Source organism: Vibrio sp. Scap24, from assembly GCF_013394185.1.
Taxonomy (GTDB): Bacteria; Pseudomonadota; Gammaproteobacteria; order Enterobacterales; family Vibrionaceae; genus Vibrio; species Vibrio pomeroyi.
Genome location: NZ_CP041332.1, coordinates 703,296 through 721,763 on the forward strand (window position 1 = coordinate 703,296; position 18,468 = coordinate 721,763).

12 protein-coding genes are annotated in these 18,468 nt (G+C 44.1%); 6 read left to right on the forward strand and 6 right to left on the reverse strand.

The window, feature by feature from the left end:
• Positions 1–34: 34 nt before the first annotated feature.
• Entirely contained in the window at positions 35–979 is a 945-nt protein-coding gene (rluC, locus tag FLM53_RS02795) for a 23S rRNA pseudouridine(955/2504/2580) synthase RluC (RefSeq protein WP_048659718.1), read from the reverse strand.
• A 618-nt stretch (positions 980–1,597) separates the two neighbouring features.
• Between rluC and rne the strand changes: the two genes are divergently transcribed.
• Both rne and FLM53_RS02805 read left to right on the forward strand, forming a co-directional pair.
• On the forward strand, positions 1,598–4,750 hold the full coding sequence (gene rne / locus FLM53_RS02800; RefSeq protein ID WP_176680176.1) for a ribonuclease E: 3,153 nt from the start codon (positions 1,598–1,600) through the stop codon (positions 4,748–4,750).
• Positions 4,751–5,009: 259 nt separating this feature from the next.
• Positions 5,010–6,557: a SulP family inorganic anion transporter gene (locus FLM53_RS02805; protein ID WP_176680177.1), complete on the forward strand. Its 1,548-nt coding sequence runs from the start codon at positions 5,010–5,012 to the stop codon at positions 6,555–6,557.
• Between the two features lie 109 nt (positions 6,558–6,666).
• Here the strand turns inward: FLM53_RS02805 and FLM53_RS02810 are convergent, their stop codons facing one another.
• The gene (locus FLM53_RS02810) at positions 6,667–7,116 is read right to left on the reverse strand and encodes a low molecular weight protein-tyrosine-phosphatase (protein ID WP_176680178.1); all 450 of its coding nucleotides are present in this window, start codon (positions 7,114–7,116) and stop codon (positions 6,667–6,669) included.
• 84 nt (positions 7,117–7,200) lie between these two features.
• Here FLM53_RS02810 and cobO point away from each other — a divergent pair, with 84 nt between their 5' ends.
• Complete coding sequence (gene cobO / locus FLM53_RS02815; RefSeq protein WP_176680179.1) at positions 7,201–7,806, forward strand: cob(I)yrinic acid a,c-diamide adenosyltransferase; 606 nt, start codon at positions 7,201–7,203, stop codon at positions 7,804–7,806.
• Between the two features lie 224 nt (positions 7,807–8,030).
• Here cobO and FLM53_RS02820 read toward each other — a convergent pair whose 3' ends face one another.
• The 3 genes from FLM53_RS02820 to apbC all read right to left on the reverse strand — a co-directional run bounded on the left by FLM53_RS02820 (position 8,031) and on the right by apbC (position 12,269).
• The gene (locus tag FLM53_RS02820; protein ID WP_176680180.1) at positions 8,031–10,169 is read right to left on the reverse strand and encodes an AsmA family protein; all 2,139 of its coding nucleotides are present in this window, start codon (positions 10,167–10,169) and stop codon (positions 8,031–8,033) included.
• A 106-nt stretch (positions 10,170–10,275) separates the two neighbouring features.
• Positions 10,276–10,917: a uridine kinase gene (udk, locus tag FLM53_RS02825; protein WP_004734002.1), complete on the reverse strand. Its 642-nt coding sequence runs from the start codon at positions 10,915–10,917 to the stop codon at positions 10,276–10,278.
• Between the two features lie 275 nt (positions 10,918–11,192).
• Entirely contained in the window at positions 11,193–12,269 is a 1,077-nt protein-coding gene (gene apbC / locus FLM53_RS02830; protein ID WP_176680181.1) for an iron-sulfur cluster carrier protein ApbC, read from the reverse strand.
• Positions 12,270–12,426: 157 nt separating this feature from the next.
• Here apbC and metG point away from each other — a divergent pair, with 157 nt between their 5' ends.
• Together metG and FLM53_RS02840 are read left to right on the forward strand one after the other, a co-directional pair.
• A complete protein-coding gene (gene metG, locus FLM53_RS02835; RefSeq protein ID WP_176680182.1) occupies positions 12,427–14,487 on the forward strand; it encodes a methionine--tRNA ligase in 2,061 nt (686 codons plus the stop codon).
• A gap of 221 nt (positions 14,488–14,708) precedes the next feature.
• Positions 14,709–15,188, forward strand: coding sequence for a DUF1456 family protein (locus tag FLM53_RS02840; protein WP_176680183.1), 480 nt, complete (start codon positions 14,709–14,711; stop codon positions 15,186–15,188).
• Positions 15,189–15,301: 113 nt separating this feature from the next.
• Here the strand turns inward: FLM53_RS02840 and fadR are convergent, their stop codons facing one another.
• Positions 15,302–16,141, reverse strand: a complete 840-nt coding sequence (gene fadR, locus FLM53_RS02845) for a fatty acid metabolism transcriptional regulator FadR (RefSeq protein WP_019823572.1) — start codon at positions 16,139–16,141, stop codon at positions 15,302–15,304.
• A gap of 640 nt (positions 16,142–16,781) precedes the next feature.
• Between fadR and nhaB the strand changes: the two genes are divergently transcribed.
• On the forward strand, positions 16,782–18,374 hold the full coding sequence (nhaB, locus tag FLM53_RS02850) for a Na(+)/H(+) antiporter NhaB (protein WP_017632516.1): 1,593 nt from the start codon (positions 16,782–16,784) through the stop codon (positions 18,372–18,374).
• The last annotated feature ends 94 nt before the right edge of the window (positions 18,375–18,468 follow it).

Sequence of the window (18,468 nt, forward strand, 5' to 3'; positions counted from 1 at the left end):
ATCTCGTATCTCGTATCTCGTATCTCGTATCTTCTTAGATCTTACGCAATCCGGTCAGTGCTTTTTCAAGTCTCGCTTCCATTGGCGCCGAGATATCCATCTTCTCTTCGCTACCTGGGTGCGTGAACTTAATGTTTGCTGCGTGTAGGAACAAACGATCCAGACCAACCTTACCCGTGTAAGCATCAAAACGACGATCACCGTAGCGATCATCCCAAGCAATTGGGTGGCCAGTATATTGAGTATGTACACGGATTTGGTGCGTACGACCCGTAATTGGACTCGCTTGAACTAACGTCGCATCTTTGAATTTTTCTAAAACTCTAAAACGCGTCTCAGATGCTTTTCCGTTCGGGTTCACACGAACAATACTGTTCACTTCGTTTTTCAATAATGGAGCATTAACAACCTTACAGCTGTTCTTCCACTCGCCCATGACTAAAGCGAAGTAATATTTTTGAACCGTTTTTTCACGGAACTGTGCTTGAAGGTGTCTTAGCGCCGAGCGCTTCTTAGCAACAAGCAGAATGCCAGATGTATCTCTATCGATACGATGCACTAACTCAAGAAAACGAGCATCAGGACGAAGTGCACGCAATGCTTCGATTGCGCCGAACTTCAGCCCACTGCCACCATGAACAGCAGTACCCGAAGGTTTGTTCAGAATCAGCATGTGATCATCTTCATAGATGATGCACTGTTCTAATTCTGAAACCTTGTTGAGTTTCGTGCTTGGCACGTTTTCTTCAGTTTTTTCTTCAATCGTGACTGGCGGGATACGAACTAAATCACCAGCTTTTAGTTTGTACTCAGCCTTGATACGTTTTTTATTTACGCGGACTTCGCCTTTACGCACGATTCGGTAAATCATGCTTTTCGGGATGTTTTTTAATTGGTTGCGTAAGAAGTTATCAATACGCTGACCAGCCATATCTTCGTCAATGTCGACAAATTGGACTTGGGTTCTAATTTCGCTCATTGGGCTATTGTATCACTGTCACTTTTGATAATTGAGATTTTCTTAGCTCGATCCCGAACTTATTTATCCATAATCCCTACCGATCTATCCTCAAATGCTCGTTGAAGTTCTATATTTCTTTGATTCTTCGAACAAAAAAGCACCAAGATTCCTGCAAATTAAAATATCAATTGATAAATTATTTATAGACAGTGAGTTAGAGCTATCAAAACCCAAACAAAAACTGTTTTTTTTACAGCATTCCGACAAAGCAGATTGCTGTGTTTACCGACCGCTGCTATAGTTCACAGCTGCTATCAGTGGTTTGACTATTATTTAAACAGCTAACCATTCATAAGCAAGTAAATGAGTAGATAACTCAGATTAGACAGTGCTGCAATCGGCGTAAGACACGGCCAACTGAGTTCCTTATCGCTCTACTCACGTACGCTCATGTTGAGTATTCACCGCCACATCGCGGATCATAGGCTAACTCCCTATGATGACTGACGTGCCCCAGAGCATCCCTCTCCAGCCGGGAGGCTGCACCGATAAAGCCATGGGATCTGGCACCATGAGAAACGAAATAAAGCGATAAGAACAATGATGAAAATAAGAAAAGACAATGAGAATTTCTAAATGAAAAGAATGTTAATTAACGCAACTCAAAAAGAAGAGTTGCGTGTCGCTTTGGTTGATGGCCAGCGACTGTTCGATCTAGATATCGAAAGTCCAGGTCACGAGTCAAAAAAAGCGAATATCTACAAAGGACGTATTACCCGTATTGAGCCAAGCCTAGAAGCGGCATTTGTTGATTACGGCGCAGAACGTCACGGTTTCCTCCCTCTTAAAGAAATTGCCCGCGAATACTTCCCTGAAGGTTATACATACCAAGGCCGTCCTAGCATTAAAGAAGTGCTAAAAGAAGGCCAAGAAGTAATCGTACAAGTAGAGAAAGAAGAGCGTGGTAGCAAAGGTGCTGCACTGACAACTTTCATCTCTTTGGCGGGTAGCTACTTAGTTCTTATGCCTAATAACCCTCGTGCTGGCGGTATTTCTCGTCGTATCGAAGGTGATGAGCGCACCCAACTGAAAGCAGCATTAAGCACTCTTGAGCTTCCTCAAGGTATGGGCTTAATCGTGCGTACAGCAGGTGTTGGCAAAAGTGCAGAAGAGTTAGAGTGGGACCTGAATGTTCTATTGAATCACTGGGGCGCTATCAAGCAAGCTTCTGATTCAAATGCAGCTCCTTTCCTAATTCACCAAGAAAGTAACGTTATCGTTCGCGCGATTCGTGACTACCTACGTCGTGACATCGGCGAGATTCTAATCGACAGCAACACTATTTTTGAACGTGCACAAGCGCACATTCAATTAATACGCCCAGATTTCATGAGTCGCGTTAAGAAGTACGATGGTGAAGTACCACTATTCAGCCATTACCAGATTGAAAGCCAGATCGAATCTGCTTTCCAACGTGAAGTTCGTCTTCCATCTGGTGGTTCTATCGTAATCGACCCAACAGAAGCTCTAACTTCTATCGATATCAACTCTGCTCGTGCAACAAAGGGCGGCGATATCGAAGAAACAGCGCTAAACACTAACCTAGAAGCAGCGGATGAAATTGCACGTCAATTACGTCTACGTGACCTAGGTGGTCTTGTTGTTATCGACTTCATCGATATGACTCCGGTTCGCCACCAACGCGAAGTAGAAAGCCGTCTACGTGATGCCGTTCGTTTAGATCGTGCACGTGTTCAGATTGGTCGTATTTCTCGCTTTGGTCTTCTAGAGATGTCTCGTCAACGTTTGAGCCCATCACTAGCGGAAGCAAGCCACCACATTTGTCCTCGTTGTACAGGTACTGGTGTTGTTCGTGATAACGAATCTCTAGCACTGTCTGTTCTACGTTTGATCGAAGAAGAAGCTCTAAAAGACAACACAGCGCAAGTGCTTGCTGTTGTGCCTGTGCCAATCGCTTCTTACCTTCTGAACGAAAAACGTCGCTCAGTAAACCACATCGAGAAGAACCAAGAAGTTAAGATCACTGTTGTTCCTAACTCAGACATGGAAACACCACACTTTGAGGTTATCCGTGTTCGTGAAGGCGAAGAGTTCGATCTACTGTCTTACCTACTTCCTAAGAAGCTAGACGCTCTTAAAGAAGCAGAAAGCAAAGAACCAGCAGAACAGACTATTCGTCCTAAGAAGATCGAAGAGCCAGCTCTGAAAGGTTTCGCAGCCCCTGCTCAATCAGCACCAACTCCTGCTCCAGCACCTAAAGCTGTAGAAGAGAAGAAAGCTGAGCCAGCAGCGACTCAAGAACCAGGTCTAATTGGTCGTTTCTTCAAAGCTATCGGTAGCTTCTTATTCGGCTCTTCAACTCAAGAAGAGAAGAAAGAAGAAGAGAAGAAAGAAGAAGAAAAACCTAAGAACAATCGCAACAACGGCAACCGTCAACGCCGTGATCGTAACGATAACCGTCGTCGCAACCAACGTGGTGAGCGTGGTGACAATCGTAACGAAAACCGTGACAACAAGCGCCGTCGTAAGCCAGCTCGTGACGAGAAGCCTGAAGAGCAGAAAGAAGCAGCTCCACAGCAAAATCGTCAACCTCGCAAGCCTAAGCAAGATCGTCGCAACAAGCCACGTGATGAGCAGAAGCAACGCGAAGAGCAAGTTCCTTCTAAGCTAGCAGAAGAAGGTCTACAGCTAGCGGCAGAAGCTCAAGCTGACAAGCCAGAAGCGCCTAAAGCTAAGCCTGAAGCGAAAGCAGCTAAGATCAAAGAGCGTCGTCAACGTCGTAAACTGAACAAACAAGTTCGTGTTAAAGACCAACAAGCTCAAGCTGAAGACAACGCGTCACAAGAACAGGCTGTTGCAAAAGAACTATCTGTTTCAAAAGAACAATCAGTCGCTCAAGAGCAAAAAGTTGCGGAACAAGTAGAAGCAACTCAAGCAAATGCTGAGCAAACTGAACAGGAAGAGCCGAAGCAACGTCGTAACCGTCGTTCTCCACGTCACCTACGTGCAAGTGGTCAACGTCGTCGTCGCGGTCGTGATCGTCGCCCTAACCCATTCCGCCTACGTAAAGGTGGTGTAGCTTCTCCTGAGATGGCTATGGGTAAAGTGATGCCTCGCTTCATTCCGAAACCTCACCACAAACAGGCAAAACCTGAAGTGGCTGAAGTTCAAGTAGCAGCTGAAGCTCAAGTTTCTGTTAAAGAACAAGAGCAAAACGTAGCTCAAGAGACGGCTCCACAAAGCAACGTAGCAATGGCAGGCGGCTTTGCATGTCCTGAACTGGCTATGGGCAAAGTGATTATCCGTCGCGAAGAAGCTGCTGTTGAAGCTCAAGTAGCTGAGACTCCTGCTGTAGTTGAAGAAGCTCCAGTTGTTGAAGCACAAAAAGTTGAAACGCCTAAAGCTGAAAGTGTGGAAGTTGAACAAGCTTCGGTTGAAACTGTAAAAGCAGAAGAAGCCGTGGTTGAAGCACCAGTTGTTGAAACTGCTGTCGTTGAACCAACAGCAGTTGAAGCGCCTAAAGCTGAAAGTGTGAAAGTTGAAGAAGCTCCGGTGGTAGAAACACCAGTTTCAGAAGCAGCACCAAAAGCGGCAGTTGCTAAGAAACAAGCGGGCTCGCCAATGACTAAAGCTCCTGGTCCTCAAGAGATCAAAGAGATTGAAGTTGTTGCTGCTCCATTCCGTACTGAGCGTTTTGTACCGAAAGGTGCAGGCAGTCAAGCAGCGTCAAACAAAGCTGGCGCAGGCATGACTAAGCCAAACTACTAGCGTTTACTGCTAAGTAATCACTAGAAAATCGAATCAAAGGCTGCTTATTAAAGCAGCCTTTTTCATATCTGCTAATCGAATAAAAATTAATATATATATTACTCAAAGTTAGGTTCAACCTTGAACTTAATCACATTTTTGGGTAGCATTCGCGCACTTATCTTTTCGACACTTCGCTATTGCCGCTCTTTTCAATCACCGTTTGGCTACGCAATACACTCGTGTCGGGTAAATCCATCTTAAGCATAGCTGAGCAAACATGTTCGAATTCCCACAATTTTCAAAGCACTCTGTAAAGAATGATGTGCTTTCAGGTCTTACAGTAGCCCTAGCTCTGGTACCTGAAGCCGTAGCATTCGCCTTTGTTGCAGGCGTTGACCCAATGGTTGGTCTTTACGCAGCATTCATCGTAGGTTTAATTACTTCTGTCTTCGGCGGTCGTCCAGGTATGATTTCTGGTGCAACTGGCGCAATGGCTGTTGTAATGGTGAGCCTAGTAGCAACCCATGGCGTTCAATACTTATTTGCGGCAGTTATGCTAGCCGGCCTTCTGCAAATTGCAGCGGGTGTATTTAAGCTAGGTAAATTCATCCGTATAGTTCCGCACCCAGTAATGATTGGTTTCGTGAACGGCTTAGCGATCGTTATCTTCCTAGCACAGCTTGGACAATTTAAAGCACCAGACGTAACAGGCGCACTAACTTGGTTACCAAGTGGTCAAATGACACTAATGTTAGGCCTTGTAGCGCTGACTATGGCTATCATCCACTTCCTACCTAAGCTAACAACAGCGGTACCATCGTCATTGGTTGCCATTGTTACGGTAACGGCTTTGGTTGTTGGCCTTGATCTAGAAACTCGTACTGTTGTTGATTTCTTGCGCACTATGTCTGGTGACGAAGCAGCAACACTTGCGGGCTCTCTACCAACATTCTCTATTCCAGCAGTACCATTTAGCCTAGAAACGCTATACATCATCCTGCCTTACGCAGTGATTCTGGCAGCGATTGGTCTAATCGAATCACTACTGACGCTAACCGTACTAGACGAAATGACAAACACTCGTGGTCAATCTAACCGTGAATGTGTTGGTCAAGGTATGGCGAACGTGACGTGTTCAGTATTTGGTGCGATGGGTGGTTGTGCGATGATCGGTCAATCGATGATCAACGTAAACTCAGGTGGTCGTGGTCGTCTTTCTGGTATCGTTGCTGCCGTTGCACTACTGATGTTCATTCTGTTCGGCTCTGCACTTATCGAAATGATTCCTCTAGCAGCGCTAGTGGGTGTAATGTTCATGGTTGTAATTGGTACATTCGAATGGGCAACCTTCAAGCTTGCACGTCGCGTACCTAAGCAAGACTTCTTTGTTATCGTTCTTGTTACGGTTGTAACTGTAATGACTGACCTAGCGGTTGCTGTATTTGTGGGTGTCATTGCATCTGCACTGATGTTTGCATGGCAACATGCTAAGCATATCTACGCAGACACATCGGTAAACGACAAAGGCTCTAAAGAGTACAAAGTTAACGGTCCAATCTTCTTTGGTTCAACGGCTAACTTCCTAGAGTTGTTTGACGCATACAACGATCCACAAGATGTTATCGTTGATTTCGCAAACTCACGCGTTACCGACCACTCAGCTATTGAAGCGATTGATACTATTGCAGAGCGTTACGCAGCACTAGGTAAAACGCTTCACCTTCGCCACCTAAGCCAAGACTGTGTTGCTATGCTGCACAAAGCTGGTAGCTTAGTTGAAGCGAACGTAGCAGAAGACCCAATCTACAAAGTAATGTCTAAGTAATCTTAGGCAGAACGTAAAGCTAGATTTAAAAGGCCGACATTAAATGTCGGCCTTTTTTATACGTCGTATTTAGTCACTAGCCAGTAAAGCACTGAACATAGCTTTGACGTTAAATAGACCTCAATATCGCTTCGCTCGACTCTTCGATTAAGTCCAAAACCAGCTCAAAACCATCGCCCTCTCCATAATATGGATCCGGAACCTCTTGATAGTCCGATTCTCCAAAACTCAAAAATAACGCAAGCTTGTATTGCAGGTGCACTGGGCACTGGCTCATTAAGTCATCTAAGTTCGCCCTATCTGCCGCGAGTATCAGGTCAAACTCTTCGAAGTCATTCACGACCACTTTACGAGAGGTAATGCCCTTGAAACTGTAGCCTCGCTTCTCGCCTGCCGCCTTTGAGCGCGAATCCGGTGGGTTTCCTTGATGGAAGCCAATCGTCCCTGCAGAATCGACTACAACATCAATATCCAGCTGTTGCGCTTTCTTTCTGAGTACCGCCTCACCTGTTGGCGAGCGACAAATATTCCCCATGCAAACCACGAGTATCTTTTTCATCCGTAATCACCTGTTCTTCCGATGGTTTTTGCTATCGTTAAGTTAGGCTATGATAGGCGCAATCACAACTTAAAAGGATTTGTTATGTCGACCGAAGACAACAAAGAACAACGTCATAAAGCAAGACAACAGAAAGTAAAAGAACAAGTCGATGCACGAGTGGCTGCAGCACAAGAAGTTAAAGGCCTATTATTGGTGATCACTGGTAACGGTAAAGGTAAGTCGACATCAGGTTTCGGCACCATTACTCGCGCAGTGGGTCATGGTAAAAAATGTGCCGTTGCTGAGTTTGTCAAAGGCACTTGGGATAACGGCGAAAAGAACGTTCTTCAAAAGCTCGATGTAGAGTTCCAAGTAATGGGCACAGGTTTTACTTGGGAAACTCAGAACAAAGCGCAAGATATTGAAGCTGCACAGCGCGTATGGAAAGAGTGTCAACGCATGCTGGCTGACGAGTCGATTGATGTGATTTTGTTTGACGAGCTGACTTACATGGTGAGCTACGGTTACATCGAACTCGATGAAGTAGTTGAAGCGTTGAATAACCGTCCGAAGATGCAGTCTGTCATCATTACAGGCCGTGGCGCGCACCGTACTCTTACAGAAATGGCAGATACCGTATCTGAAGTTCGTAACGTCAAACACGCATTTGAATCTGGTGTTAAAGCGCTACAAGGCGTTGACTGGTAATCACCTTCAACCAGAGATCCCCCGACTCGGTAATTCTTCCCTCTCGAGGGTGACGACCACGAGGCCGTTACGCTCTTGAACAAACGACGACGGCCTATCGTCATTCCCTAGAGCGAGGAACGAGTGTCATAGGAAATCTCTCTCAGGTATTATCAAAGCCAAAATAAAAAGCGCCATTCCTACAACAGGAATGGCGCTTTATTCATTTTTAAATGAGATGAAGATTAGTTAAACAAACCTTTTAGTAGACCGTTTACTGCATCTCTTGTTTTCTCATCTTTGATCTTATCACCGTACTTTTCGTCTAGCTTTTCTAAACCACGATCAATCTCTTTCTGTGCTTTCTGTTTCAACACATCATCAAAGACAAGCGCGAATTTTGGTTCAGCCCACTGACCAGTGACTTTAATTGGGATCGTCACATCTTTCAGATCATCAATGCTCTTACCGCCCTGTCCTTCTAACGAACCAACGATCGACGTTCTTACTAGGAAATCTACGGTTTCATTAATGAAGTTCGCTTTACCTTGGCCAGTAACGCGCAGTAGTGGTGACTGTGCCGACAAGTCGTTGGTTGAAACCCAACCTTTGTCGACCTTCAACGTCGCTTTCATTGCACTGAAGTCCGTTTTTTGAGCTTCATTTGTGCTTTCAACTTTCTCGCCTTTGATCTTCGCGTAATTCTCACGAATCAATTGCGCAACGTTGATACCGTTTACCGCACCATCTTCAAAGTTAATCGCGATAGTACCAACTAGGTTCTTCTTAATACCCGTCGGAGTCAGGCTCTTACCTTTCACATTAACATCGATATTACCGGTACCTTCCAGCATATCGTTATCTGCAACATCAACCAGTAACGGCTGAACTTTCACGCCTTTAATTTTCTTCTTAGCCGTGTAAGTCGCTGGCGTTTTACGTGCGTCTAATTTAGCTGTCGCAGAAATAGAGCCTTGGTAAAGGTTCGATGTGAATGAGGTAAGTTCTGCGATACCACGGTTAACCGAGAATGCTGTTTTAACATTCTGCATTTTCGCATTGCTCGCCTTGAACTTATCAATCGTGATATCACCTTTCACGTCTAACGTTTTCAATGCCGACAGATCAGGTTCTACTTCTTTCGCAGGTGCAGAGCTAGCTGAGTTTGACGTTGAACCACCAGCAGACTCAGAAGGAGCCGTGCTTGCCGTTTCTGTTGTGTTACCTAAGCCTAAGAACTCATCAAGGTCGATGTTCGGGCTATGAAGGGAGAAACGAACCTTTGGAATTTCAGACAGGGTTACGTCAGCTTTACCATCTAGCGCGATAGAGTTTGCTTGTAGCTTCTCTAACACGAAGCTCAAGTGGCTCTTAGTTAAGTCAAAGCTCAAGTCAGACAACATATCGACTTTCATTGGTGATTGCGGAAGCGTGTCACCTTTGAATGTTGAGTCTAGCGTTAGCTTATTCAGTGTCACTTTTGAAATCGCGCTATCGACAGTTAACTCACCACCACCTTTCAGGTCTAGATCAAGACCCGCAGCTTTACCTACCACAGCGTAAGTAAGTCGGTTTACCTTATCGAATTCAAACGTATCCAAGCCAATCTTCGCAGAGTCAATCGACGTTGCTGGATCATTGAATTTCGCATTAAGGTCAATATTGCGTAGTGCATAACTTGCGAAACCTTCCGCAAGTTTAAATTCAGCACTGCCGTTTGCAGAGAATTTCTGTTGATTGTTTTCACCAGAAGCGGCGAAGGTTGCTGTTGTCCATGTATCCACTGCAAACTCAGATAAGTTCAAAGACACATCGTACAACTTGGTGAATGAACCCGCTTGCTTGTCGTCCATTTCAAACAGTGCGTTTGATACAGTGACACCCGCAAGGTTAATCGTCCAACCAGATGCTTCCGTTGCGCTTTGTTCTTGAGGTGCTGGAGCTGATTCAGTATTGGTATCTGCAGCTGGTTCAGACTCTTGAGGCGCTGACGCTTGTGTTAATGCATCAATGTTCTTGCGACCATCTTTAAGCGTTTCTAAATAAAATTCTGCACCGTCTAGAGTAATGTTGCCGATCTCTAGTTGGTTGCTAAATAGCGGAGTAACCGAAACATCAACACCAACGGTATCAACCTTGAATAGGTTCGGTTGGGTGAACCCTTCTGGGTTACGTAATTCAGTTTGACCAAGTTCAAAGCCAATAGATGGGAAGAATTGCCAGCTGATATCGCCCTCGATCACTAGCTCTAGGCCTGTGTGTTTCTGGGCTTGTTCGACAATTAATGGCTTAAATTGGTTGGGATTCACTAACAGCACTAGTGCCAGAATTGCTGCAATAACAACAAACACTGGTACAGCTATGAAAATGAGTAGTTTCTTCATCCGCATATTCCTTGCTTAGATTCCAAAAGAAAGTGGCACTATAAAAGTGCCACTGATTCGGTAAAAAATAAAGCTAAGTGAGTCACTTAGGCAAATTTTTATTCGATTAAGACTTCAACAACTTCGCAATGTGCGCTTTTAGCACATCAATCGCAATACGGTTTTTACCACCACGAGGAACGATGATGTCTGCATGTTGTTTTGAAGGCTCGATAAACTGCATGAACATTGGACGTACAGTTTCTTGGTATTGCTTAAGTACTGTGTCCATTGTACGACCACGCTCTTCCACATCACGCTTAACACGGCGTAGTAGACAGATGTCTAACGGTGTATCCATAAACACGCTTGCGTGCATTAGTTTACGAAGACGCGGGTCTGTAAGAAGCAGAATACCTTCTAAAATGATCACTTTCTTAGGAGTAAGTGTAGTCGTTTCAGAAGTACGTGTGTGCTCTGTGTAGCTGTATTCAGGAACTTCTACGGCATTACCACTCATTAGCTGCTGTAGATGTTCACATAAAAGGTCATGATCTAGTGCATTTGGGTGATCGTAGTTAGTTTTAACTCGCTCTTCCATACTCAAGTGGCTTTGGTCGCTGTAATAGCAATCTTCCGTGATAACACCAATTTGATGGTCGCCTACTTTTTCGCGCAGCTCATTATAAATCGTACTAGCAATCAGACTTTTTCCTGAAGCTGAAGCGCCAGCGATACCTACGATGACACATTGATTATTATCAGACATTATTTTGCACCCGATATGGTTTGGTGGTGGGAATAGATAAACCGCCTGATTATAGGGGCTAAAGCACATAGATTCTAGTCGCCATTTTAGCTAATTGCAGTCAAATTGATGATCTCAATACATTTACTTAAGACAATCGTTTGCTTTCAAATAACTTGCCTACAACTATTTGCACAAGCCCAATGGATATTGGCTTAAATCCACCGCTGTTTATCTAATCCAAACTATATTTAAACGGCTTTGTGATTAACTTGCGTTATTCAACCATAGGTTCGCTATTCAACCATCGAGAAGTTAATCGCTTCCGGCCTCGCTTTACCCGTCCAGAACATTTTCGCAGCCACATTCTCTGCAAGCTCTAAATAGTGACGAGTATGTTCGCTATCTGGTCGACGAACGACTGTCGGGCAACCAGCATCGATATCTTCACGAACATCAATGTGCAGTGGGATTTGCGCTAAGATATCGAGGTAAAACTCTTCTGACATCGCTTCTGCCCCCCCCGCACCAAAGATATGCTCTTTCTCACCACAGTGACTACAAATATGGTAGCTCATGTTTTCAACTAAGCCCGCCACTGGCACGCTCACCTTATCAAACATCGCGACACCTTTACGTGCATCCGCTAATGCTAAATCTTGAGGAGTAGTAACAACAACTGCGCCTGTTACTGGGATTTGCTGAGATAGAGTTAACTGAATATCGCCCGTGCCCGGTGGCATATCGATAACTAGGTAATCCAACTCTGGCCATACAGTTTCGTTAACAAGCTGACCTAAAGCCTTGGCCGCCATTGGGCCACGCCAAATTGCAGCGTCATCTTTCGACACAAGGTAACCAATAGAGTGCGTGAAAATGCCGTGCGCTTCGATTGGCATCATCCACTTATTGTTCTGAACTTCTGGTTTCGCATCTAATTGGCCAAGCATCATCGGTACAGAAGGGCCATAGATATCGGCATCCAATAAACCTACCTTTGATCCAGACTTAGATAAAGCCAGAGCAAGGTTGACTGAAGTGGTCGATTTACCCACCCCACCCTTTGCGGATGTCACGGCGATGATGTTCTTCACGCCCTTCAAGGGTGTCGCTACCGTGGTTTCTAAAGCAGATGGCTTCACCTTCACTTCAAATTGGAAAGCACTCACAAGCTTTTGCTCAATCTGGGCATTAATCCAATCTTCTAGATCAACAGCAAGCTGGTTGGCAGCGAAGGGCAAAGTAATAACAAACGATCCGCGGGGATCAACAGAGACGATATTTTGGTGTAGCGCCCACTCTGGGATGAGGATTGGTGACTCAAACTCATTCAACCATGAACAGAAATCTTGCTTCGAAGTAAAGTTACGCATTGGGGCTCCTTTTTTTATTTATGCTATCACCCACGAGATGAAGACTGAACCCCTAAAAAACTAGGGGAATCCTTTGTCTGATACCTTGGCGTATCACACGTTATAAAGTAGTATTACCTCTCAAATTTATACCTATCAAAAAAGCGAATTATTAAGTATGGCAACTGATCCAAGACAACTTTTGGTAACTTGTGCGCTTCCGTACGCTAACGGCTCTATTCACCTTGGCCATATGCTTGAGCATATCCAAGCTGATATCTGGGTTCGATACCAGCGTCTACGTGGCAACACTGTAAACTTCATCTGTGCTGACGATGCTCACGGCACGCCAATTATGCTTAAAGCTCAACAGATGGGTATCACACCAGAAGAGATGATCGCTGCTGTTAGTGAAGAGCACCAAAAAGACTTCGCTGGCTTTGATATCAGCTTTGATAACTACCACAGCACACACAGCGAAGAGAACCGTGAACTGGCTTCTCACATCTACCTAGAACTTAAAAAGAACGGCTTCATTTCTAGCCGTACTATTTCTCAGCTTTTCGATCCTGAGAAAGAGATGTTCCTACCAGACCGCTTCGTAAAAGGTACTTGCCCTAAGTGTAAGTCAGAAGACCAGTACGGTGATAACTGTGATAACTGTGGTGAGACATACAGCCCAACTGAACTGATTAACCCGAAATCAGCGGTTTCTGGCGCAACTCCAGTAATGAAAGACTCTGAGCACTTCTTCTTCGACCTACCTCAGTTCGAAAGCATGCTTAAAGAGTGGACTCGTTCTGGCTCTCTACAGAACGAAACTGCAAACAAAATGCAGGAATGGTTCGAGTCTGGTCTACAACAGTGGGATATCTCACGTGACGCGCCTTACTTCGGCTTCGAAATCCCAGGCGAAAAAGACAAGTTCTTCTACGTATGGCTAGATGCACCTGTTGGCTACATGGCTTCTTTCAAGAACCTATGTGACAAGCGTGACGACCTAAACTTCGACGAATACTGGAAGAAAGACAGCACAGCTGAACTTTACCACTTCATCGGTAAAGACATCGTTTACTTCCACAGCCTATTCTGGCCAGCAATGCTAGACGGCGCGGGTTTCCGTAAGCCAAACAACGTATTCGTACACGGCTACGTAACTGTGAACGGCGCGAAGATGTCTAAGTCGAAAGGCACATTCATTAAAGCAAGCACGTACCTAAACCACCTAGACCCTGAGTGCCTTCGTTACTACTACGCTGCTAAGCTAAACAGCCGTATCGATGATTTAGACCTTAACCTTGAAGACTTCACTCAACGTGTAAACGCTGACGTAGTAAACAAGATTGTTAACCTAGCTTCGCGTAACGCTGGCTTCATCACTAAGCGTTTTGAAGGCAAGCTTTCTGCTGAATTTGCAGAACCAGAACTTTACAACGAATTCGTTGCTGCTGCTGAGCGTATCGGTGAACTATACGAAACTCGTGAGTTCAGCCGCGCTATCCGTGAGATTACTGCGCTAGCAGACAAAGCTAACCAGTACATCGACGAGAAAGCACCTTGGGTTCTTGCAAAAGAAGAAGGTAAAGAGAAAGAACTTCAAGAAGTTTCTTCTGTAGGTATCAACCTATTCCGCGTACTAATGGCTTACCTGAAACCAGTAATGCCTGAGCTTGCGGCTCGCACTGAAGCTTTCCTAAACGAAGAGCTAACGTGGGAAGGTGTTGCAACGCCGCTAACTGATCACGAAATCACTAAGTTCAAAGCGCTATTTAGCCGTATTGATCCTAAGAAAGTGGAAGCGATGATCGAATCTTCTAAAGAAGATGCAGCAGCTGAAGCAGCAGCAAAAGAAAAAGCAGACGCAGATAAAGAGCAAGCAAGCCAAACTGAGCTAGACAAAGAACCAATCGCAGATGAGATTGAATTCGATGCCTTTGCTGCAGTCGATATGCGTATTGCTCGTATCATCTCTTGTGAAGAAGTACCAAAAGCGAACAAACTACTGAAGTTCCAATTGGACATCGGTGGTGAAACGCGCCAAGTATTCTCTGGCATCAAGTCAGCATACAAACCTGAAGAGCTAGAAGGCAAGCTAACTGTTATGGTAGCAAACCTAAAACCTCGTAAGATGAAGTTTGGTATGTCTGAAGGTATGATCCTAGCAGCTGGCCCTGGCGGCAGCGACCTATGGATCCTTGAGCCACACGAAGGTGCTCAACCTGGTATGCGTGTAATGTAATCCTGACTTCAGTCAGATAGACAACACTCATAGCAAAATCCCTAATGCACTTTTAGCTTGAAAGAGCTAACCAGCATTGGGGATTTTTTTATATCTACCGAAAATAGGCGTTCTCTGTTAGAGTCGCCGTCAACTATGCTAAGTAAAGTATGAAATGGTTTATCAATAGCAATGCGCCATTTGAATCCACTTTACTCTCTAAACCTCTTTAGGACACCTCAGTGACTAACAATGAAATCTTGCGTCGTATTCAGCACGCACTAAACCTTAAAAATGCACAAATCATCAAAGCTATCGAACAAGCAGATGTGACGGTTGCTCATGACCAAGTGATTAACTGGCTGAAAGACGACAACGACAAGTCATGCTCTAAGATGAAAGATAAAGAGCTAGCGGTATTCCTGAACGGTTTCATCAATCTGAAGCGTGGCAAAAAAGAAGGTGCTCAGCCTAAACCTGAGGTAGCACTGACAAACAACATGATTTTCATGAAGCTACGTATCGCGTTAAACATGAAAGCAGAAGATGTGCTGGACGTGTTAGAAGTGGTTGGCGTAAGTCTAAGTAAATACGAGATTGGTGCCTACTTCCGTAAGCCAGAGAACAAAAACTACAAAGTGTGTGAAGACCAACTGCTTTGCGATTTCCTAAATGGCGTTCAGTTTACTAACCGCCCAGATTCAGAAGAATTTGCAGGTTAAATGAAAACCTACTGGTAAATTAGCCAGATTCTAAATAAAAAGCGGCGAGATAATTGAATTATCTCGCCGCTTTTTTTGTTCTTTCTTTAACGCTATTTAGTTAGCCCAAAAGATTAGCTATCGTCTTCAGTGAAGTTCGTTGGCAACGTTGTTTTCATTTCGTTCCAAACCTGCGCGCTTGCGATACCGTAGTTACGAATCACCAACGGCAAGTTTTCACGTTGGCCGCTCTCACAGATAACGAACAACTCTTTATAGAAGTCCATCGCTAAACGTCGTGCTTCTGGGTTAGAGAAGTAGTAACTGCCAATACGGTCATACAGTTTACGTACACCGTTGAAGATCAGGCCGTAAATTTGGTTGCCTGAATGGAATGCTAAACGTTGGAAAAGCATGTAATCATAGAAGTTGAAAGTCTTCGCGATTAAGATCGTTTGACGTTTCGCTTCATCTTTCTCTGAATCTTCTTTGACTGCTTGCTTGATCTTGTCAGCGTATGGTGATGATTCTAAGAACTCATCCCATGTTGGTGCCGCAAGTAGCGCTTCACAAGATTCAATCACGTTGCTAATAGTACGCTCTGAAGCTTCTTTGTTTGCTTTGAATGCATAACGCATAAAGATCGGGCTGATATTAGTACGAGCAGCAAGTAAGTCTTCTACCATCTTGCTTGCGTTATCAACGTCCAACGTCATTAGCGTATCAAGGATATGAAGACCTGATGTCTCCATAAACTGGTTAACTTTTGTTGGTTTGCCGTGTTGGATTGTCAACCAACCATCACGAGCAAGACGTTGAAGTACTTCACGAAGCGTAGTACGTGTAACACCAATTAGCTCAGAAAGCTCACGCTCTGCTGGCAAGATAGAACCTGGAGGGAAACGGCCATTCCAAATACTTTCAATGATATACTTTTCTGCAAATCCTGCCGGGCTCTTCGCCTTAATGACCATCTACACTTCAATCCAATTTAATTATTCTGTTCTAATTTACTCATCATACCACTAGTTAACACCTAGCGGAAACACCCTCAAAAATTTTACTCACTCAAAACATCAGTAGAGTTAAAACTCTAAAGTTCAGCACACGTTTGCACCTCAGGTTTAGAAAGCAAGCGACTATAAATCACTATTTCAACAAATCATTAACACAACAAATTTTCTTTAAAATCAATGAGATTGGTCATAATTTTAAAGCCATTAAATTGCAATATTAAGTTGTAATAATCATATATAAACCGTCTTTATTCTGTAAATTTCAATCATTTCGCTGAAATATTGATTCTAGTCGGTTTTTATCACATTTTAAGTGGTATGCTTCCGCTACTTTGATCGCGTTTCTCAACAAAAAAGAGGTATTTTTAGTGCTACAGGGCTTTTCCTGTTGACTAAATGTTATCTAAGAGTAGAGTTGCGCTCAAAAATAAGCAGTGCTTGAGTTTCTAAGGGAGTGACTTGGCAAGACCACAGAACATTACATGGAATGTAGTTTTTCTAAGTCACTGTTAGTTATAGTTTTTAACAATTTCTATAGCTCGATTCTCAAAATGTTGTATTGCTTGTCTATTCATAATCAACATAAAAGAGTATTAACATGCCGATGTCTCTCGGAAACGCTTTTATCAAGAACTTCCTTGGTAAAGCTCCTGATTGGTATAAACTTGCCATCATTTCCTTTTTAATCATCAACCCGTTTGTTTTCTTCCTAGTTGACCCATTTGTTGCGGGCTGGCTATTGGTGGTTGAGTTTATTTTCACTCTAGCTATGGCTCTCAAATGCTACCCTCTTCAACCGGGTGGTCTATTAGCTATTCAAGCAGTCGCCATTGGCATGACTAAACCAGAGATGGTTTATCACGAACTGCAAGCAAACCTTCCTGTATTACTCTTGCTCGTATTCATGGTTGCTGGCATTTACTTCATGAAAGAACTGCTTTTGTTCATTTTCACGAAGATCTTGCTTGGCATCCAATCTAAAATTTTACTTTCTGTTGCCTTCTGTGTTGCTGCTGCTTTCTTATCAGCATTCCTAGATGCACTAACAGTAATCGCCGTAGTTATTAGCGTTGCGGTTGGCTTCTACTCTATTTATCACAAGGTTGCATCGGGTAAAGGCACCACGTCTGCACACGATCATACGCATGATGAAGAGATCTCTGAGCTTACTCGTGATGACCTAGAGAACTACCGTGCTTTCCTACGCTCACTGCTTATGCACGCAGGTGTTGGTACAGCATTGGGTGGTGTAATGACCATGGTAGGCGAACCACAAAACTTGGTAATTGCTAAACAAGCGGGCTGGGAATTCGGTGAATTTATCATCCGTATGCTGCCAGTAACACTGCCTGTTTTCTTCTGTGGTATTGTGACTTGTGCACTAGTAGAAAAATTCAAAGTATTTGGTTACGGTTCTGAGCTACCAACGAATGTTCGCCAAATCTTGGTTGAGTTCGACAACAAAGAACGTGCAAACCGCACCAAACAAGACGTAGCAAAACTATGGGTTCAAAGTGCAATCGCAGTATGGCTTATTGTTGGCCTTGCACTTCACGTTGCTGAAGTAGGTTTGATTGGTCTTTCTGTGATCATCTTAGCAACTGCATTTACCGGTGTTATTGAAGAGCACTCTATGGGTAAAGCATTTGAAGAAGCGCTGCCATTTACTGCACTTCTTGCTGTTTTCTTCGCTGTTGTTGCTGTAATAATCGATCAAGCTCTATTTAAGCCAGTAATCGATGCTGTACTTCACGTTGAAGATAAAGGCGCACAACTCGCCCTCTTCTATGTAGCCAACGGTATTCTATCGATGGTTTCAGATAACGTATTCGTAGGTACGGTTTACATCAACGAAGTGAAAACTGCATTAGTAGAAGGCATCATCACTCGTGACCAATTCGATCTACTTGCTGTTGCTATCAACACAGGTACTAACCTACCTTCTGTTGCGACGCCAAACGGCCAGGCTGCATTCCTATTCCTATTAACATCAGCACTTGCTCCGTTAATTCGACTGTCTTACGGCCGCATGGTTATCATGGCTCTGCCATACACCATCGTGTTAGCACTGGTTGGCCTTGCAGGTATTGTGTTCTTCGTAGAACCGATGACAGCATGGTTCTATGATGCAGGTTGGATCATTCAGCGTACTGGTGAAGCTGTTGCTCCCGTTATCTCTGGCGGTCACTAATCTGACTTTGTGTTGCAAAGCACAATAAGTGTATTTAGGGCGTGTTGACCTTTCGAGCTGATTTTTGCAGCGAGTTGCTGGGTATTTATACAAG